Source organism: Micromonospora sp. NPDC051924 (assembly GCF_055586005.1).
Map to the genome: position 1 here is coordinate 86,857 of NZ_JBVJJA010000001.1, position 18,130 is coordinate 104,986.

Annotated in this window: 22 protein-coding genes; 8 read left to right on the top strand and 14 right to left on the bottom strand. The window is 74.5% G+C overall.

Translation table 11 applies throughout. The features are described from left to right. Positions 1–12 precede the first annotated feature (12 nt). Positions 13–189 (top strand): hypothetical protein, encoded by a 177-nt coding sequence (locus ACZ6S5_RS00405; RefSeq protein ID WP_465996201.1) that lies wholly within the window; start codon positions 13–15, stop codon positions 187–189. A 102-nt stretch (positions 190–291) separates the two neighbouring features. Here ACZ6S5_RS00405 and ACZ6S5_RS00410 read toward each other — a convergent pair whose 3' ends face one another. The 6 genes from ACZ6S5_RS00410 to ACZ6S5_RS00435 form a co-directional block, all read right to left on the bottom strand. After that, complete coding sequence (locus ACZ6S5_RS00410; RefSeq protein ID WP_465996203.1) at positions 292–2,409, bottom strand: bifunctional polysaccharide deacetylase/glycosyltransferase family 2 protein; 2,118 nt, start codon at positions 2,407–2,409, stop codon at positions 292–294. Between the two features lie 2 nt (positions 2,410–2,411). Further along, a complete protein-coding gene (locus ACZ6S5_RS00415; RefSeq protein ID WP_465996205.1) occupies positions 2,412–2,837 on the bottom strand; it encodes a hypothetical protein in 426 nt (141 codons plus the stop codon). Positions 2,838–2,947: 110 nt separating this feature from the next. Then, a complete protein-coding gene (locus ACZ6S5_RS00420) occupies positions 2,948–4,462 on the bottom strand; it encodes an FtsX-like permease family protein (RefSeq protein ID WP_465996207.1) in 1,515 nt (504 codons plus the stop codon). After that, positions 4,459–5,160, bottom strand: a complete 702-nt coding sequence (locus tag ACZ6S5_RS00425; RefSeq protein WP_465996209.1) for an ABC transporter ATP-binding protein — start codon at positions 5,158–5,160, stop codon at positions 4,459–4,461. Before ACZ6S5_RS00425 ends, ACZ6S5_RS00420 begins: the two co-directional genes overlap by 4 nt. Beyond that, the gene (locus tag ACZ6S5_RS00430; RefSeq protein ID WP_465996211.1) at positions 5,157–5,693 is read right to left on the bottom strand and encodes a PadR family transcriptional regulator; all 537 of its coding nucleotides are present in this window, start codon (positions 5,691–5,693) and stop codon (positions 5,157–5,159) included. Before ACZ6S5_RS00430 ends, ACZ6S5_RS00425 begins: the two co-directional genes overlap by 4 nt. A 76-nt stretch (positions 5,694–5,769) precedes the next feature. Beyond that, on the bottom strand, positions 5,770–6,336 hold the full coding sequence (locus ACZ6S5_RS00435; protein WP_465996212.1) for a TIGR03086 family metal-binding protein: 567 nt from the start codon (positions 6,334–6,336) through the stop codon (positions 5,770–5,772). Positions 6,337–6,367: 31 nt separating this feature from the next. Here ACZ6S5_RS00435 and ACZ6S5_RS00440 point away from each other — a divergent pair, with 31 nt between their 5' ends. Continuing rightward, on the top strand, positions 6,368–7,174 hold the full coding sequence (locus tag ACZ6S5_RS00440) for a DUF6597 domain-containing transcriptional factor (protein ID WP_465996214.1): 807 nt from the start codon (positions 6,368–6,370) through the stop codon (positions 7,172–7,174). Positions 7,175–7,224: 50 nt separating this feature from the next. Here the strand turns inward: ACZ6S5_RS00440 and ACZ6S5_RS00445 are convergent, their stop codons facing one another. The 6 genes from ACZ6S5_RS00445 to ACZ6S5_RS00470 are packed head-to-tail and all read right to left on the bottom strand — an operon-like array spanning position 7,225 to position 12,823. Continuing rightward, positions 7,225–8,763, bottom strand: a complete 1,539-nt coding sequence (locus ACZ6S5_RS00445; RefSeq protein ID WP_465996216.1) for a SpoIIE family protein phosphatase — start codon at positions 8,761–8,763, stop codon at positions 7,225–7,227. Between the two features lie 2 nt (positions 8,764–8,765). Beyond that, a complete protein-coding gene (locus ACZ6S5_RS00450; RefSeq protein WP_465996218.1) occupies positions 8,766–10,130 on the bottom strand; it encodes a sensor histidine kinase in 1,365 nt (454 codons plus the stop codon). Further along, positions 10,127–11,140, bottom strand: coding sequence for a SpoIIE family protein phosphatase (locus ACZ6S5_RS00455; protein ID WP_465996219.1), 1,014 nt, complete (start codon positions 11,138–11,140; stop codon positions 10,127–10,129). The genes ACZ6S5_RS00450 and ACZ6S5_RS00455 overlap by 4 nt, the downstream gene beginning before the upstream one ends. After that, the gene (locus tag ACZ6S5_RS00460) at positions 11,137–11,556 is read right to left on the bottom strand and encodes an ATP-binding protein (protein ID WP_465996220.1); all 420 of its coding nucleotides are present in this window, start codon (positions 11,554–11,556) and stop codon (positions 11,137–11,139) included. Before ACZ6S5_RS00460 ends, ACZ6S5_RS00455 begins: the two co-directional genes overlap by 4 nt. Continuing rightward, positions 11,553–11,963, bottom strand: a complete 411-nt coding sequence (locus ACZ6S5_RS00465; RefSeq protein WP_465996221.1) for an STAS domain-containing protein — start codon at positions 11,961–11,963, stop codon at positions 11,553–11,555. Before ACZ6S5_RS00465 ends, ACZ6S5_RS00460 begins: the two co-directional genes overlap by 4 nt. Further along, positions 11,963–12,823 (bottom strand): STAS domain-containing protein, encoded by an 861-nt coding sequence (locus ACZ6S5_RS00470; protein WP_465996223.1) that lies wholly within the window; start codon positions 12,821–12,823, stop codon positions 11,963–11,965. Before ACZ6S5_RS00470 ends, ACZ6S5_RS00465 begins: the two co-directional genes overlap by 1 nt. Before the next feature lie 161 nt (positions 12,824–12,984). On the opposite strand from ACZ6S5_RS00470, the gene ACZ6S5_RS00475 reads away from it, so the two are divergent. Then, positions 12,985–13,341, top strand: coding sequence for an STAS domain-containing protein (locus tag ACZ6S5_RS00475; RefSeq protein ID WP_109947682.1), 357 nt, complete (start codon positions 12,985–12,987; stop codon positions 13,339–13,341). A gap of 10 nt (positions 13,342–13,351) precedes the next feature. Here ACZ6S5_RS00475 and ACZ6S5_RS00480 read toward each other — a convergent pair whose 3' ends face one another. Continuing rightward, positions 13,352–14,635, bottom strand: coding sequence for an MFS transporter (locus tag ACZ6S5_RS00480; protein ID WP_465996225.1), 1,284 nt, complete (start codon positions 14,633–14,635; stop codon positions 13,352–13,354). A 49-nt stretch (positions 14,636–14,684) separates the two neighbouring features. On the opposite strand from ACZ6S5_RS00480, the gene ACZ6S5_RS00485 reads away from it, so the two are divergent. The 5 genes from ACZ6S5_RS00485 to ACZ6S5_RS00505 all read left to right on the top strand — a co-directional run bounded on the left by ACZ6S5_RS00485 (position 14,685) and on the right by ACZ6S5_RS00505 (position 16,900). Beyond that, complete coding sequence (locus ACZ6S5_RS00485) at positions 14,685–15,368, top strand: FadR/GntR family transcriptional regulator (protein WP_465996227.1); 684 nt, start codon at positions 14,685–14,687, stop codon at positions 15,366–15,368. 39 nt (positions 15,369–15,407) lie between these two features. Further along, positions 15,408–15,881: a large conductance mechanosensitive channel protein MscL gene (mscL, locus tag ACZ6S5_RS00490; RefSeq protein ID WP_465996228.1), complete on the top strand. Its 474-nt coding sequence runs from the start codon at positions 15,408–15,410 to the stop codon at positions 15,879–15,881. Between the two features lie 77 nt (positions 15,882–15,958). Next, positions 15,959–16,207, top strand: a complete 249-nt coding sequence (locus ACZ6S5_RS00495; protein ID WP_465996229.1) for a hypothetical protein — start codon at positions 15,959–15,961, stop codon at positions 16,205–16,207. Positions 16,208–16,236: 29 nt separating this feature from the next. Next, on the top strand, positions 16,237–16,602 hold the full coding sequence (locus ACZ6S5_RS00500) for a hypothetical protein (protein WP_465996230.1): 366 nt from the start codon (positions 16,237–16,239) through the stop codon (positions 16,600–16,602). Between the two features lie 22 nt (positions 16,603–16,624). Further along, a complete protein-coding gene (locus tag ACZ6S5_RS00505) occupies positions 16,625–16,900 on the top strand; it encodes a hypothetical protein (protein ID WP_465996232.1) in 276 nt (91 codons plus the stop codon). Here the strand turns inward: ACZ6S5_RS00505 and ACZ6S5_RS00510 are convergent, their stop codons facing one another. Further along, positions 16,901–18,109, bottom strand: a complete 1,209-nt coding sequence (locus ACZ6S5_RS00510) for a benzoate/H(+) symporter BenE family transporter (protein WP_465996234.1) — start codon at positions 18,107–18,109, stop codon at positions 16,901–16,903. Between the last annotated feature and the right edge of the window lie 21 nt (positions 18,110–18,130).

The window sequence follows — 18,130 nt, forward strand, 5'->3', positions numbered from 1 at the left end:
AGACTCCGCCGGATGAGCGAGGAGGACCGGGCGGCGGACGGGGCGGACGTACCCGGGGCGGGGGCGGCGCGACGCGGGCCGACCTGGGTGATCCTCGCGGTGGTCGCCGCCGCCCTGCTGGTCTGCTGCTGCTCGGCCGTCCTCGGTCTCGGCCTGTCCTGGTCCGCCGGCCTCTTCGGCGGCCGCTGACCCCGCGCCAGCCCGCCGCGAGATGCCGCATTCCGGCCCTTCCCCGGCCCTGGAAGCCCCGGAATGCCGCAACTCGCGCTCCCGCCGGCCGACGGCGTGGGGTCAGCGCGGCGGGCCGGTGCCGACCAGGGCGGCGGCCTCACCCGTACGGGCCATCCGCTGCCAGCGCAGCCGGTTGCCGACCACCGCGGTGACCACCGACTGCACCACCACCAGGTACATCACCTGCCGGTAGACGAGCTGTTGGAGCGGCAGGGTCCACAGCGGGCCGTACCGTTCCCGGTCCAGGCGCAGCGCGTACGCGGCGGTGAACCCCTGCAGCAGGAGCAGCCCCGCCCAGGCCAGCACGAGCGACGACCACGGCAGGAAGAGCAGCCCGTAGACGGCGAAGACGTCGACGGCCGGCGCGGTCAGCGGCAGCACGATCTGGAACACGGTCAGGTACGGCAGGCCCCGCCGGCCCAGCTTCCCGCCCGCCCCCGGCTCGCTCAGCGCGTGCCGGTGCTTCCACATCGCCTGCATCGTGCCGTAGCACCAGCGGTACCGCTGCCGCCAGAGCTGACGCAGCGACGACGGCGCCTCGGTCCAGGCGATCGCGCCCTCCTCGTACACCACCCGCCAGCCGGCCCGGAGCACCTTCATGGTCAGGTCGGTGTCCTCGGCCAGGGTGTCGGCGGGTACGCCCCCGACAGCGAGCAGCACCTCGCGGCGGAACGCGCCGATCGCGCCGGGGATGGTCGGCATGCACTCGAGCACGTCGTACATCCGGCGGTCGAGGTTGAAGCCGATCACGTACTCCAGGTGCTGCCACTTTCCCAGCAGGCCGCGCCGGTTGGCCACCTTGGTGTTGCCGCTGATCGCACCGACCGTCGGGTCGGCGAAGCCCTGGACCAGCCGGTACACCGTGTCCGGCTGGAAGACGGTGTCCCCGTCGACCAGCACCAGCAGGTCGGCGCGGGCGGCCCGGATGCCGGTGTTCAACGCGGCCGGCTTGCCGGCGTTGGCCTGCCGGATGACGCGTACCCCGCGCAGGCCCATCCGCTCGACGATGTCGGCGGTACCGTCGCTGGACCCGTCGTCGACCACGATCACCTCCAGTGCCGGGTAGGCGCTGGCGACCAGGGACCGCACGGTCGCGGCGATGTTGGCGGCCTCGTTGTACGCCGGCACGATCACCGAGACCGGCGCGGTCACCTCGGGCCGGCGGTGGCGGGGCCGACGGACCCGGCGGACGTGCAGCTGGGCGCAGCACACCTGCACCACGAGCCGCGCCACGCCGAGCAGCAGGGCCACGCCGAGCAGCAGGTTCATCGCCGAACTCAGCCAGCCGGCACCGGTCTGCGCCCAGCGCAGCGCCGTCCCGCTCATCCGGGCGCCGCCGCCGGCCGGGAGCATCGAGGCGGGTGCTCCGATCCCCTCCGACACCGTGGTGAACCGGTATCCCTCGCGGCCGAGCCGGGGCAGCAGCTGCTCCAGCGCGGTCACCGTCTGGCTGCGGTCCCCGCCGCCGTCGTGCATGAGCACCACTGCGCCGGCGCCGCCCGGAGGGGTGGCCGCCCGGACGATGGCCGGTACGCCGGGGCGCTCCCAGTCCTTGGCGTCGCGGTCGGCCAGCACCCCGACGTGGCCGCTGCGGGCGGCGTTCCGCAGCGCCCGGTACTGCGGCGCGGTCAGCGTGGCGGTGGTCGACGAGAACGGGAGCCGGAGCAGGGTCACCTCGCGGCCGGTCACCCCGGCGATCGCGTTCCGGGTCCAGGAGAGCTCGGCCCCGGCCCGCCAGGCCGGCACGGCGCCCAGGTCCGCATGGGTGAAGGTGTGCGAGCCGATCTCGTGCCCCTCGGCGAGGATCCGCCGGACCAGCTCGGGATGCGCGTCCACCCGGGAGCCGACCACGAAGAACGTGGCGTGCGCGTGGTAGCGGCGGAGCACGTCGAGGATCTGCGGGGTCCAGCGCGGATCCGGCCCGTCGTCGAAGGTCAGCGCCAGGGTTTGGGACGGGAGCCGCCGCGCGACGGGCGTCGGGCCGTCCAGCCGCAGCACCGGCCCGCCGCTGGTGATCTGCCGGGAGGCGTCGGGGCCGGGCTCCGCGGACGGGCCGGAACCCCCGCCGACGTTGGTGACCAGGCCGTTGAAGCTCAACGCTCCGAGCAGCACGAACAGGCCCAGCAGGAGCAGGATCCAGTGGGCCCGGGGATCGGGGCGGGCGACGTGTCGCGCCATGGTCAGGGCTTGCCCGGGGTCCTGCTCGGCTTGGCGGAGCTGCGGTGCTCGTCGCCCTGGCCCGGCACGCTGGTGGACGCCTGCGGGACGGGCGCCGTGGTGGTCCGGGTGGTCAGGCGGGTGGCGGTCGGCCCGGTCGACGGCAGGGGGGTCGTCGTCCCGGTCGCCGGCTCGGGCTGCGGGCTCGCGCTGGTCGCCTGCTGGGGCTGGCCGGGCGCGTCGACCCCGGCCTCGATCGGCGGGTGGTTCCTGGTCTCCGACCAGCCGGGGATCGGCACCGAGGAGTCGAAGAAGAGCCCGGCCAGGATCAGGCCGAGACTGGTGAGCAGACCGAGGCCCATCGCCGTGCCGGCGATCACGGTGAGCCGGCGCCGCCGGCCGGTCCGGTCGACGAACACCGGCGGCGCGGCGCCGGGCTGGTTCTGCATGCTCAATTTCTCCCGCTGTTCCGCTCCGCACCGGCCGGGGTACCCGGCTCGGGAGATCCACCCGTGGACCTCCCGGCCCTAACAGCGCCCGGCCCGGCCGCCGCGTTACATCAGGTCGTCCGCAACTCCTCGACCGTCGTGCCGGCCCGCAGGAAGAGCAGGCCGACGCCGACCGTCAGCAGCACCGCGGCCAGGCCGCCGGCCGCGAACCAGGCGAGCTGCTCCCACGGTACGTCCGGCGTCACGGTCACCTTCGGCACCCATTCGGTCCGGGTGTACTGCGCCCGGGTCAGTGGGTCACCGCAGAGCCGCTGTCCCGCGTCGCACACCTCCTCCGGATAGCCCCCGCCACTCGGTGCCCGGTGGACGCCCCGTACGAGCAGGTAGCCGACGGCCAGCGCGAGGGTGATGGCGGGCACCGCCGGGGCGAGCGACTGCCAGAGCAGGGAACGGCCGATCGTGCCCCGGGGCACGCCGGTCGCCACCAGCGCCGCGTACGCCCGCCGCCGGGCGGTGACCCCCTCCACCACGGCGACCAGCAGTCCGCCGGCCGCGATCGCCATCGCCACCGCGACCGTGAGGTCGACCAGGTCCATCGCTCCCAGGTAGAACGACGCGGGGGCACCCATCCCGCCACCGATCCGACGGTTCAGTTCCATCGTGGCCAGGAAGTCGGCCCGGATTCCGGCCGCGCCCGCACCGAAGATGAGCGCGGCCAGCAGCGCGGCGAACGTCCGGCTGCCGGCCCACGGGTCGGCGGTGAGCCGGCGCGCGGCGAGCAGTGCGGCGGGGCGGCGGGCGTACCGGTGCAGCAGCCGGCCGGTGGCGTGGGAGATCCAGCCGGTGCCGGCGACCACGCCCACCATGGCGGCCAGGCTGCCGACGATCAGCAGCGCCGGCAGCAGCCAGATCGGCGGCTCGGCGTGCCGGCGGTCGTACCAGAGCCCGACCGGCCGGAAGGCGGCGAACATGGCCAGCCCGACGAGGATCAGCAGGCCCGGCCACGGCCAGGGGGCCCGGCTGCGCGCCCGCCGGACCACGCCGAACGGGGTGGTGGTCACCCGGCGCAGCAGCAGGGCGCTGACCAGGGCGGCGACCAGGGGCAACCCGATCACCACGGCGGCGACCGCCGGCGGGGCCGGATGGACGTCGGTGGGCAGCGGCAGTCGACCGTCGGGGCCGGGCCGGTGCAGCAGCCGACGGCCGATCAGGTGCACGGCGAGGCCGGCGAGGGTGCCGAGCAGGCTGGCCAACCCGGTCTCCACGGCGGCGATCCGGGTGACCTCGCCGGGCGTCGCCCCGGCCAGCCGCAGCGCGGCCAGCCGCCGGTCCCGGGCCGGCGCGCCGAGCCGGGCGCACTGCCCGGCCAGCCCGAGCACCGGGACCATCAGCATCAGCAGCGCGAACGCGACGCCCGGGCGCAGGCCCGGCTCCCGCAGCAGGGCGGTGGTGTACTGGACGGACTCGGCCCACGCGTCCCCGGTTGGCTTGACCACCGCCAGCACGGTCAACGCGGCCAGCCCGGAGATGGTGGCGAGGGCGGCGCTCAGCGCGGTCAGCGCCACCCGGGCCCTGTCCGTACGCGTGCCGGCCAGGGCCAGCCGGAGCAGGGTGCCCGGGCTCACCGGTGACCGCCGGGCAGCGACGCGTCGAGGCCGAGGCCCGAGTGGTCGACCACCCCGTCGCGCAGGGTCACCTCGCGGTCGGCGTACCCGGCGACCCTCGGCTCGTGGGTGACCAGCACGACGGTGGTGTGCTGTTCCCGGGCGAGCCGGACCAGGTGGGTGAGCACCTGCTCGCCGGCGAGGGTGTCCAGCGCGCCGGTCGGCTCGTCGGCGAAGAGCACCCGGGGCTCGGTGACCAGGGCGCGGGCGGTGGCGCAGCGCTGCTGCTGCCCGCCGGACATCTCACCCGGTCGGACGTCGGCCACCTCGGCCACGCCCAGCCGCTCGAGCCAGCTGAGCGCCGCCGTCCGCGCCTCTCGCCGCCCCGTGCCGGCGAGCAGCAGCGGAAGGGCGACGTTCTCCGCCGCGGTCAGCTCGGCGACCAGCTGACCGAACTGGAACAGCACCCCGAACTCGGTACGCCGTAGCCGGGACCGGGCCGCCTCCGACCACCCGTCGATCCGCTCGCCCCGCCAGGTGACCTGCCCGGCGTCGGGGCGCAGGATGCCGGCGAGGCAGTGCAGCAGGGTGGACTTGCCGCAGCCGCTGGGCCCGGTGACGGCGATGATCTCGCCCTCCGCCACGTCGAGCGTCACACCGCGCAGGGCGGGTGTCCGGCCGTACGCCCGGACCACGCCGCGCGCCTGCAGATACGTCACGAGTGCACCTCCCGGTGCCAGTCGGCGACCCGGTCCAGGGTGGTGTGCAGCCACCGCAGGTCGGCGTCGAGATGGGCGATGGCGAAGTCGGCCGCGATCACGTCGTCGAGGCTGGCCGCGGGGGCGGTCTTCACCGCGGTCAGCTCGCGCAGCCGCGCGGTGTGCGCCCGGCGTTGGGCGATCAGGTAGTCGCGGGCCCGGCCGACGTCGGCGACCAGCAGCGCGACCACCACCTTGGCGAACAGCGTGCTGGCCACGTACGGCATGGGTGGCTCGACGGTGGCGAGCCACCGGTCGAGCGCGTCGCGGCCCTCCCCGGTGAGCGCGTACGCGGTGCGGTCGGGTCCACCCTCCCGCTCCTGCCCGGCCGGGGCCACGAGGCCGTCCCGCTGGAGCCGGGCGAGGGTGGCGTAGACCTGCCCGAACGCCAACGGGCGGGCCCGGGGCAGCCGCTCGTCGTGGGCGCGCTTCAGCTCGTACCCGTGGCGTGGGCCGGTCGCGAGCAGCCCGAGCAGGACGTGCGAAGTGGACACCCGGCCACTATTCACTCAGCGAATAGTGATGTCAAGAGCGGCCCGCGTGGCGCGGTGCCACGCGGGCCGGTCGGGTTCAGGGGGTCCAGCCGGGATCCCGGCCGGTCCGGCCGAGCAGCCGGTCCAGCGGGGTCGCGTCCGACGTGGTGGGAACGGGCGTACCGAAGGCGCCCATCTGCTGGCCGGTGTCGCCCATCCGGTCCATGAACCCGTGCCCCGCCGCCAGCACCGCCGGATCGACCTCCAGCCGCTGCCCGGTGGCCCGGGCCAGGTCCCAGCCGTGCACGGTCAGGTCGATCAGGGCCATGTCGCCGACCGTCTCCTGCGGCAGTCCCATCCCCGGCGAGACGCCCTCCAGCGCCGCCGGGTCCGACCACGCCTCGATCAGGCGTACGGTCTCCGCAGCGAAGCGGTCCCGCCAGCCGTCGGTCAGGTGGTCGGTCTTGGCCGACCAGTCCACCTCCCGCCGCCGGGCCAACGCCTGGAAGTTGACCACCACGTCGTACACGTGCCGAAGCAGGTCCCGGACGGTGTAGTCGGGGCACGGGGTGGGCAGGTCGAACTGGTCGTCGGAGATGCCGTGGACCACCGCCACCGTCCGGGGCGCGGCGACGGCCAGCAGCTCACTAGTCTTCGTGGTCATAGGGCCAGCGTATGAGGGTGGTCTTGAAGAAATGCGACACGAACCGCGGCGGGACAGCCGGGGGATCCTCGACCCCGACCGGCTGCTGCGGCAGGTCCGTTTCCGGCGCCGGCTGCCCGCCCCGGCGCTGCGCCCGTACGTCGAGCACTACTGGCTGATCGACTGGGCGCTGGACGAGCCCTTCGACCAGCGGGTGGTCCCGCACCCGGCGGTCAACGTGGTGTTCCAGGCGCAGCACGGCGGACCGGAGACGGGCGAGATCGCGGGCGTGGGCCTGGCCCTGTTCACCGTCACCCTGCGCGACGTCGGCCGGGTCACCGGGGTGCAGTTCCGCCCCGGCGGCTTCCGCCCCTTCTGGCGCCGGTCGGTGGCCGAGCTGACCGGACAGAGGCGCCCGCTGCCCGCCGGGCCCTTCGCCGGCGCGCCGATCTGCCCGGGCACCGACGACGACCGGTGCCGCCGGGTGGACGACCTGCTCACCGCCTGGGGACCGGAACCGGACCCGCTCGCCGCCGAGGCGACCGCGCTGGTCGAGGAGATCCGCGCCGACCGGAGCATCCTGCGGGTGGACGACTTCGCCCGCCGGCACGGCGTCTCCACCCGGCGGCTCCAGCGCCTCTTCCTGGACCACGTCGGGGTCGGCCCGAAGTGGGTGATCCGGCGGTACCGGCTCCAGGAGGCGATCGAACAGGCTGCCGCCGGGCCGCTCGACTGGTCGCAGGTCGCCGCCGATCTCGGGTACGCCGACCAGGCCCACCTGGTCCGCGAGTTCACCGCAGTGGCCGGGGTCTCGCCCGCCGCGTACGCCCGCTCGCTGGCCGCCTCCGGCGGACGATGACATCGTGTGGCGACATCGTCGGCCCGGGCAACCACCTCCGCGCACCCAGGTCAGCGGCGGCGGACGGCGACCACCGCGACGTCGTCGTGGATCTCGGGCGGCGCCAGCTCGACCAGCAGCCGCTGACAGAACATGTCCAGGTCGTCGTCCACCCGGGTGGCGACCACGCTCAGCGCGGCCAGCCCGTCGTCGATGGTGGTGTCCCGACGCTCGATCAGCCCGTCGGTGTAGAGGACCAGCGTGGCACCGGCCGGCAGCACGAACTCCAGGTCGGGCGGGCGGGGGGCGCGCACCCCGAGCAGCGGCGCCGAGTGCTGCACGAACTCCACCCGCCCGTCGCGGCTGATCAGGGCCGGCAGGTGACCGGCGCTGGCCAGCCGGATCAGCCCGCTCCCGGGGTGCAGCAACAGCAGGCAGAGCGTGGCCTGCTCGCTGGGGAGCAGGGCCCGCATCAGCTCGTTGACCCGGTCCAGGATCACCCCGGGCTGGTGCCCCTCCACCGCGTACGCCCGCACCGCGTGCCGCAGCTCGGCCATCACGGTGGCGGCGTGCAGCGAGTGGCCGGCCACGTCGCCCACCGCCACGAGCAGGTGGCCGTCGAGCATCACCAGCTCGTAGAAGTCGCCGCCGACCTCGGTCTGGGCGCTGGCCGGCTCGTAACGGACGGCCAGGTCGAGGCCGGCGACCTCGGGCAGCCGGCGGGGCAGCAGGCTGCGCTGGAGGGTGACCGCGATGCGGTGCTCCTCGTCGAAGGAGCGCTGCGCCTCCACCGCCGAGGCGACCGCCTGGGCGAGCTGCACCAGGACCGGCGTACGGACGGTCTGAGTGGCGGTCGGCACCACCACGTAGAGCGGGGCCCGGTCCGCACGCAACCGGGCGGCGGCGACGGTGACCGTGTCACCGGCCGGCCACTCGGCCAGGCCCCAGTTGCCGGGGTCGTCGATCCGGACCGTGGAGCCGATCGGCACCCCGGTGTCGTCCACCGACCACGGCACCACCGCCGGCACGGCGTCCGGCCCGGCGGACACCCCGGCCAGGCAGTCTCCGTCAAAGGTCTCCGCGACCACCGCCGCCGGGCTCTTGAAGATCCGTGCGGCGCCGGACGCCGCCGCCTCCAGCAGCCGGACGAAGTTCACCGCGGCGTGCATCTCCACGGTGGCGTCGGCCAGCGCGGTCAACCGCTCGGCGAGCAGCTCAGCCCGCCGCCGGGCCTGGTAGTAGCGGAGCACCGCGTGCGCGGTGGCGACCAGTTCCTCCGGCTCGATCGGTTCGGCCAGGTACGCGTCCGCGCCCCGGGTCAGCCCCTGCGTCCGGTCCGCGACGTCGATCGCGTGCGCGGAGACGTGGATGACCGGCGTCACCGGGTGGGCTTCCTTGATCCGCTCGCAGACCTCGAAGCCGCTCATGTCGGGCAGCCGGACGTCGAGCACCACCAGGTCGATGTGGTCGTTCTCCACCAGGGCCAGCGCCTCGGCGCCGTTCTCCGCCTCGACGGTCGTGAACCCGGCCCGGCCCAGCCAGCTCACCAGCAGATACCGCTTGGTACGGCTGTCGTCGACCACCAGCACGGTCGCCGCGCCGCCCTCCACCGTCAGGCTCCGCCCAGGGGAAGGCGGACCGTGAAGGTGCTGCCCCGACCCGGTTCGCTGGACAGCGCCAGCGTCCCGCCGAGCAGCGTCACGAGCCGCCGCGCGTACGGCAGGCCGAGGCCGGTGCCGCCGACCCGGGTCGTCCCGGGCACCTGGTAGAACTCCTCGAAGATCCGCTCGTGCAGCTCCGGCGGGATGCCGACGCCGGTGTCGGAGACCGACAGCGACCAGTGGTCGTCCCGGCGTTCCGCGCGCAGCCGCACCTCGCCCCGCTCGGTGAACTTCAGGCCGTTGTGCAGCAGGTTGCGCAGCACCTGGGCGAGCAGCACCTCGTCGGAACGGACCGTCGCCGGGGCTGGCGGCTCCTCCACCACCAGTTCGACCCCGGGGCGGGTGGCCAGCGCCCGCAGGGTGCCCCGGAGCTGCCCGAAGAGGCCGCGCAGGTCCACCTCGGTCCAGTTGACCTCGATCCGGCCGGACTCGGCCTTGGCCAGGTCGAGCAGCTCGTTGACCAGATTGAGCAGGTCGGACGCGGAGGACCGGATCAGCCCCACCTGCCGGGCCTGCTCGGCGGTGAGCGGATCGGAGGCGGAGTCGGCCAGCAGCCGACCCAGCCCGATGATCGCGGTGACCGGGGCGCGCAGCTCGTGGCTGACGTTGGCCAGGAACCGGCTCTTCGACTCGCTGGCCGCCCGGAGCTGGGCGGACTTCTCGTCCAGCTCGGCGTAGAGGGCCACCACGCCGCGGTTGGTCTCCTCCAGCTCCTCGGTGAGCTGGTTGTAGAGCGCCATCACGCCGCGGTTGGTCTCCTGCAGCTCCGAGTTGAGCACCTCCAGCTCGTCGCGGTGGCTGCGTACCTCGTCCAGGGCGGCGATGAGCTGGGCGTTCTGGGCGGCCAACTCGTCCAGGACGGTGCCCGGAGCGCTGCTCGCCAGCTCTGCGCGCAGCTCGGCGAGGCGCTCCGGCGTCAGCGCCTGTGCGTTCGCCGGGACACGTCGGGACATCCTCACGACCGTATCGTCCCCGTGCGGCACGACGCCCAGCATGTCCACCAGACGCGCCACCGCGCCGGACTGCGGCTCGTACCGGCCGTCGGGCAGCGGGCGGACCGGGACCAGGTCCACCCGGAGGACGGACCGGCCGGACGGCGGGTCAGTGTCGAGCACGAACGTGACGTCGGCGCCGTCGACCGCCTGCAGCAGGTCCCGGGCCACCTCACTGAGCGCGGTGGCGACGCGTACCTGGTCCTGGTGCTCCAGCCCGACGGCGGCGGCGACCTCCCGCCCGCGCTGACGGACCAGGAAGATGTCCTGCTCCACCCGGAGCGCCAGCTGGAGCAGCGGTTCCACCGGGTACGGGCCGGTCATGACTCCCCCCGGGCGACCAGGACGCAGGCGTCGTCCCGGCGGATCGCGGCGTCCCGGAGCAGGGTCGCCGCGGCCACCAGGGGGGCCCGCCCGGCGAGGCCGGGATAGTCGTCGAGGTCCCACCGGTCGACCACGCCGTCGCTGTGCATGACCAGCGTCGCGCCGGGCGGGAACGGGTAGTCGTACTCGCGTACCGCGGGGCGCTGGTGGCCGGCGATGCCGGGCAGCGAGACCAGGCCCCGCCGCCGCGCCCCCGCCACCACGATCACAGCTGCGATGTTGCCCAGCCCCGCGTACCGGAGCAGGCCGGCGGCGGGGTCCAGTTCGGCCACCGCCAGCGCGGCGCCCCGGGTGTGCGAGATGGCGCGGTGCAGGTGCTGCACGACGCTGGCGGGCGGGCCCGCCGGGGCGGCCCGGAACGCGGCGACCGCGGCCCCGCTGGCCGCCGCCGCCAGCGGCCCGTGTCCGAGGCCGTCGGAGACCAGCACCTGGTGCCGGCCGTCGGCCACCCGCACCGCGTACCCGTCGCCGCTGACCTGCTCACCGGTGATCGGCCGGGTCAGCCCGCCGGCCCAGTCCGGCGCCGCCGGCGGCCCGTCCCAGACCTGGACGGCCAGCACGGTCCCCCGGTCCGGCAGCGAGTATCCGTCGAACCAGCTCGCCTGCCGGGCGATCGCGCCCAGGCCGATGCCCAGGGTGCCGGTGGTGGAGTGCCCGTCGACCGAGGACAGGGCGAGGTCGGCCATGCCGGGGCCGGAGTCGATCGCCACCAGCTCCACCCCGGCCCGGCCGGCACGGCGTACCGGCCGCAGCAGCAGCGAGCCCTCCTGGGCGTGCTTGACCAGGTTGCTGGTCAGCTCGGCGGTGACGATGGCCAGGTCGGCGACCCGCTGGGGGCCGAGTTCGAGCTGCCGGCCGAGGTGTTCGGCCGCCCGGCGTACGCCGCTCGCCCCGCCACCGCTCTCCATGCGGAACCAGAGGCCGTGGTCGGCGACCACGTCCGCGTTCATCGGGACCACTTGGTGACGGTGATCCGGGTGCCCTCGCCCACGACGGTCCAGATGTCGAAGTCGTCGACCAGCCGGCGGGCGCCGCTCAGCCCGAGGCCCAGGCCGCCGCCCGTGGTGTAGCCGTCGGTGAGGGCCAGGTCGAGGTCGGGAATGCCCGGGCCCTCGTCGGCGAAGACGATGCGGATCCCGCGCCGCAGGCCGTCGTCGACCGCGGTCACCTCGGCGATGCCGCCACCGCCGTAGATCAGCGTGTTCCGGGCCAGCTCACTGGCGGCGGTGACCAGCTTGGTCTGGTCGACCAGCGACAGCTTGGCCGCGACCGCATTGGTCCGCACCAGCTGCCGTACCCGGACGACGTCCTCGTCGCTACGGATCGCCTGGGTCGCCGGCACCCCCAGGTCGACGCCGGCGGTCATGACGTGGCCGTCGTCTCGTCGCCCTCGTCGCCGTCGGCCTCGTCCCACTCGTCGCCCCGGGCCGCCGCGATCAACTCCATGCCGCGTTCGACGTTCAGCGCGGTACGGATGCCGTTGAGCGACAACCCCAGCTCGACCAGGGTGATGGCGACGGCGGGCCGCATGCCGACCACCACCGTCTCGGCGTCCAGCACCTTGGAGATGGACGCGATGGTGGAGAGCATCCGGCCGACGAAGGAGTCGACGATGTCCAGCGCCGTGATGTCGATGATCACGCCATGGCTGCCGGTGGCGACGATCCGCTCGGCCAGGTCCTCCTGGAGCTGGACCGCCGTCTGGTCGGACATGTCGACCTGGATGGAGACCAGCAGGATTTCGCCGATCTTGAGAATCGGCACCCGCTCCATCAGCCCTCCCGGCGGGGGCGGCGGGTGGTGGTCTCGACGCCGGTCAGCCGCAGCACGTGGCGCAGCGCGTCGGCGAGGCTCGCCTTGGTGGCGATGTCCCCGAACTCGATGCCCAGGGCCACGATGGTCTGGGCGATCTGCGGCCGGATGCCGGAGATGATGCAGTCGGCGCCCATCAGCCGGGCGGCCACCACGGTCTTGAGGATGTGCTGCGCGACCTGGGTGTCCACCGCCGGCACGCCGGTGATGTCGATGATCGCGTACGGCGAGCCGGTGTCGACCAGGGTCTGGAGCAGCCGCTCCATCACCACCTGGGCCCGGGCCGAGTCGAGCGTGCCGACCAGCGGGACGGCGACCACGCCCTCCCAGAGCTTCACCACCGGGGTGGAGAGCTCCAGGAGCTGCTCCGCCTGGTCGGCGATCAGGCTCTCCCGGGTGCGGACGTAGCTCTCGAAGGTGAACAGGCCCATCTGGTCGAGCAGCGAGGTGAAGGCCAGGAAGTCGCGGAGCGTCTCCGCGTCCTGGGTCTCCTCCATCAGCTCGAGCAGCGCGTCCTTGAGGGCGAAGACGCTGATCGCGGTCTCGGTGGCGCTGAAGCCCTGGCGGGCCCGCCCCCGGGACAGCTCGGCCAGCACCGCGCGCAGCTCGCCGCCGTGCTCGGCGGCGAGGTCGGTCAGCCCGCTCCCCAGCGCGTCGATCATGCTACGGTGCAGCTCCCGCACCTGCCGGGCGAGCTCCGCGTGGCTGAGCCGGCCGCGCAGCGACGCCGCGACGATCTCCGTCCAGCGCTCGGTCAACCGGTCGGCGTTCTCGGTCAGCAGCCGGGCGAGCCGGCCACTCGATTCGGCGTTCAACGCCATGTTGACCTCCCTGAACTCTGGACGGGCGGACTCTATCACCGGAGGTCGACGCCTTACTTGCCACGCGGCAAAGGAATGATCGTCGGCACCCGTGTCGGCTCCCGTTCTGCGTACCACCCGCTTCGTGGGATACCGTTCCTCCGAACACAGGAGGTCGGCGAATGTCCCTGACGGTGCACACGGAACAGCGCGGCGACGTGGTCGTCGTGTCGGTCGCGGGCGAGCTGGACATGGCGACGGCACCGCAGTTGCAGGACCAGATCACCGATCTGCTGGACAAGGGGCGCAACCGCCTCGTCTTCGACCTGGCGGACGTGTCGTTCTGCGACTCGACCGGGCTGTCGGTGTTCGTACGCGCCAAGAACAGCTGCGACGAGGCCGGTGGCGTGGTCCGGCTGGCCGCCCCGCAGCGTGGCGTCCTGCGCATCCTCGAGGTCAGCGGCCTCGTCGAGGTGCTGCACACGTACCCGACGGTGGAGCAGGCGGTCGCGGGCGACCCCACGCCGGCCTCCTCCTGACCGTCGCCCCTCAGCGCTCGTCCTCGATGTAGCGGGGACGGGCGATCACCATGCCCGCCGTCGTCTGCACGGCGAGCGCCCCGAGCAGGAAACCGAGCGGCGCGGTCCAGCCCCCGGTCGCCTCGTAGAGGATACCGACCAGCAGCGGGCCGAGCGCCGCGATGACGTACCCGGTGCTCTGCGCGAAGGCGGATAGCGCGACGGTGCCCTCGGCGGTCCGGGCGCGCAGCCCGATCGTGGTCAGGATCAGCGGGAACGCGCCCTGGCCGAGGGCCATCAGCAGCACCCAGAGGGGCGCCGGGCCGTGCGGCGCGACCGCCAGGCCGAGGTACGAGGCCGTGGAGAAGGCGGTCAGCGCGAGCACCAGCGGCCGTAGCGTGCGCAGCCGGCCGGCCAGCGTCGGCATCACCAGCGCCACCGGCACGCCGAGCGCGGTGACCCCGGCGAGCAGCAGTCCGGCGGTCTCGGCCGAGTAGCCGGCGTCCCGGAAGAGCTGGGCCAGCCAGCCCATGATCGCGTACCCGCTGAGCGACTGCGCCCCGAAGTAGACCGCCATGGCCCAGCCGAGCCGGGTCCGCCCGGGGCGTACCCGGGTGACGACGGCCGCCGCCGGGGTCGCCGTCCGCCGACCCGCGCGGGCCCGCAGCGCCAGCGGCACCCACGGGAGTACGGCGAGCGCGGCCATCCCGGCCCAGACTCCGAGCCCGGCGCGCCAGGAGCCGAAGGCGTGCGCCACCGGCACCGCCGAGGCCGCGGCCACCGTCGTGCCCGTGGTGAGCGCCATCGTGTACGCCCCGGTGACCAGCCCGGTGCGATGCGGGAAGTGCTGCTTGACCAGCATCGGCAGCAGGATGTTCGCCACCGCGATGCCGGCCAGGGCGAGCGCGCTGGTGAGCACGAAGACCGCCGCCGAGTCGGTGACCACCCGGAGCACCTGCCCGACGGTGAGGGCGAGCATGGCCAGCACCAGCACCCGGGCGGCCGGCCAGCGGCGGACCAGCCACGGGGTGAGCGCGCCGAGTCCGGCGAAGGCGATGGTGGGCAGCGTGGTGACGAGGCCGGCCATCGCGCCGGAGAGTCCCAGCCCGTCCCGTACCTCGTCGAGGAGGGCGCCGAGGCTGGTCACCGCGGCGCGCAGGTTCAGCGCGACCAGCAGCATCCCGACCAGCACCAGTGCGCCACCGCGGACCGGGCCGGCCGGACGGGCCGGGGCGGCGAGGGCCGGGCCGGGCGTCACGTCGGTGGTCGGCGCGTCGGTGGCGGGGGCCTCGGTGCTCGTGGGTGGCGGCGTCATGACCCTCAACCTACAATCATGGGATGAATTCCGGCAGGAGTTGTAACCGGTGACACCCCCCGTCGATTCCGTCGTCGTGCCCCCGCGCGGCCACCGGGTGCGCCAGACGATCGAGCAGCTCCGGGCCCGGATCCTCGGCGGCGAGTGGCCGGTGGGCGGCCGGATCCCCACCGAGCCGCAGCTCGTCGCCGCGCTCGGGGTGGGGCGGAACACCGTCCGCGAGGCGGTCCGGGCGCTGGTGCACGCCGGGGTGCTGGAGTGCCGGCAGGGCTCCGGGACGTACGTGGTCTCCACCGACGAGCTGGCCCCGGTGGTGGCCCGGCGGCTCACCGACGACCGGATGACCGAGGTGATCGAGGTGCGGCGCGCCTTCGAGGTGGAGGCGGCCCGGCTCGCCGCGCTGCGGCGTACCCCGGCGGACCTGGCGGCGCTCGACGACGCGCTGGCCGCCCGGGAGGCCGCCTGGCGCTCCGGCCGGGTGGACGAGTTCGTCGAGGCGGACGCCGCGCTGCACACCGCCGTGGTGGCCGCCGCGCACAACGCCATGCTCGCCGAGCTGTACGCGTCGGTCGGCGCCGCGCTGCGCAGCACCGTGGCCCAGGCCATGGGCGACGCCCTGGAACCGGAGCGCTACGTCGACCACGGCCGGCTGGTCGAGGCGATCCGGGCCGGCGACCCGGCCCGGGCGGCGATCGAGGCGGGCGCTTTCCTGGAGGCTCCCTCCCGGGCATAGGTTGTCCCGGACGGAAAACCGGACAGCACGGGAGAGCGGATGCTCAAGGGCTTCAAAGACTTCATCATGCGCGGCAACGTCGTCGACCTGGCGGTCGGCGTCGTCATCGGTGCCGCGTTCACCGGCGTGGTCACCCAGATGACCAAGTCATTCCTGGAACCGCTGGTCCGGGTGTTCATTCTGCTGATCACCGGCAGCTCCAAGGGCATCAGCGGGACCACGCCGATGTTCCGCAACACGATTCCGTTCGACTGGGTGGCCTTCGTCAACGCGGTGATCACCTTCCTGCTCACCGCGGCGGCGCTCTACTTCCTGGTCGTCTACCCGATGAACCGGCTCGCCGAGCGGCGCCGGCGCGGCGAGGAGCCGCCGCCGAAGGCCCCCAGCGAGGAGATCAAGCTGCTCACCGAGATCCGGGACGCGCTGCTCGCCGGCAACCAGGCCACGCCGGCTCAGCGGGGCGCGCTGGACGACGTGCTGGGCCGCCGCCCGGAGCCGCCGGCGCCGCGCTGACGCCCTAGCCGATCGGCCCCCACGGGAATCCCGTGGGGGCCGACTCATGTCGAACACATGTTCGATAGAGTCCGCCCATGGAGCAGCGCAAGCACTGGTGGAACGGGAAATGGGGGCGGCTGGCCCGGCGGGACGTCTTCCTCCGGGTGGACGGCGACCGCTGGCACGTCGAGCAGCGCGCCGGCGGCGCCGAGGGGGTTTCCCGGTTCTACGAGTACGGCAGCGCGGACGAGGCGGAGGAGACGGTCCGGGCGCTGCTGGACGGGCCGGACACCTGGCGCGAGCTCTCCCCCCGCCCGCCGGGCGGCTGGGCCCCGCCCGTTTAGCGCCCGTGCCCCCCGGGAACCGCTCCGGCATGAGCCAGCAGCAGGACACCGTCTCCCGGGTCACCACCGGCATGCGGGTGGTCGACGCCACCGGCGCCGAGGTCGGCACCGTGGATCTCGTCCAGCGCGGCGACCCGACCGCGGTGACGGTGCAGGCGCCGGACGGGGTCGACCCCGGCAGCAGCCTGGACGAGCTGATCGAGTCGGCGGCGGCCGAGGAGCCGGACGTCCCCGCCGACCTGGCCGCCCGGCTGCTGCGCGGCGGCTACCTGAAGGTCGCCGCCGAGCGGGCCCGCACGGGCGCGGTCTACGTACCCGCCGACCGGATCGCCGCCGTCACCGACCAGGGGGTACGCCTCGACGTCCCCGCCGCGGAGCTGCCCGAGGAGGAGTGAGAACCGGCCTAGGGTGGACGTCATGTGGATGGTGATCGGGGAGCAGCGCGCCAGACCCGCCGACCCGGCGGCGCGGGCCGCCGCGTTCGCGCACATGGCCGAGGTGACCCGGCGGAGCCCCGGCTTCATCCGGGGCTGGTGGGGCGCGGACGGCGACGATCCCGAACTCACCCACGCGCTGGTCGTCCTCGACACGCTCGTCCACGCTCGCGCGCTGAAGCAGATGGTCGAGGAGAACGTGTCCGGCGTACGCCTGCGGCTCATGGAGATCGGCGTCGAGGCGGAGGGCACCGCCTGATCACCGGCGGGACTCGGCCAGCTCGGGCTCGGCCCCAGCGGGCGGGGGCGTGGGCGCGGGAGTGGTGCGGCGGCGAAAGAGCAGGAGCATCAACCAGCCGGCGACCAGGCCCCAGAACGCCCCGCCGACGCCGAGCAGGCTGATCCCGGCGGCGGTGACCACGAAGGTGACCACCGCGGCCTCCCGGGCGTCCGGCTCGGCGACGGCCGCCGTGACCGCCCCGGCCAGCGCGCCGAGCAGCGCGAGCCCGGCCACCGCCTCGACCAGGATCGGCGGGGAGAGCAGCACCAGGGCGGTCGCCACGCCGGCGCCGAGGCCGAGCAGCGCCATGCCGATCCCGGCGGTGACCGAGGCGATCCAGCGCCGGTCCGGGTCGGGGTGGGCGTCCGGGCCGGCGGCCAGCGCGGCGGTGATCGCGGCCAGGTTCACCGCGTGCCCGCCGGCCGGCGCGCCGAGCGCCGTGGCGAGCCCGGTCACCCGGAGGGCGGAGCCGAGCGGGGCGCGGTAGCCGTAGCCGGCGAGCACCGCCGTACCCGGGACGTTCTGCGCGGCCATGGTGACCAGGAAAAGCGGCAGCGCGAGCCCGACCACGGCGGGCGCGGTCCAGGTCGGCGCGGTCAGCGCGACGGTCGGCGCGAGGTGCGTCCGGACCGGCGCGGACGCGGTGAGCGCGATGGCCACCGCCGCGACGGCCAGTGCGCCCGGCACCGCCCAGCGGCGCGCGAAGCGGTGCAGTACCAGCCAGGCGAGCACCACCGGACCGGCCAGCCGGGGCACCTCGACCAGGGCCCGGACGGGCGCGGTGCAGAGCGGCAGCAGCACCCCGGCGAGCATGGCGCTGGCGATCGGGCCGGGGATCGCGGCGACCGCGCGGCCGAGCGCCGGGATCAGTCCGGCGGCGGCGATCAGCACGCCGGCGAGCAGGAATGCGCCGACGGCCGCCGGCCAGCCGCCGGGCACCGGGCCGGTGGCGACGAGCAGCGCGGCGCCGGGGGTGGACCAGGCGATGGCGAGGGGCATCCGGTGCCGCAGCCCGAGCCAGACGGCGCAGCAGCCGGTGGCGACGCAGAGCGCGAGCAGGCCGGAGGCGGCCTGCGCCTGGTCCGCGCCGACCGCGCGCAGCCCGGCGAGGACGACCGTGAACGAGCTGGCGAAGCCGACCAGGGCGGTGACCACGCCGGCCAGCACGGGTTGGAGTCGCCCCGCCATGTCACACCTCCGTCCGCCGTT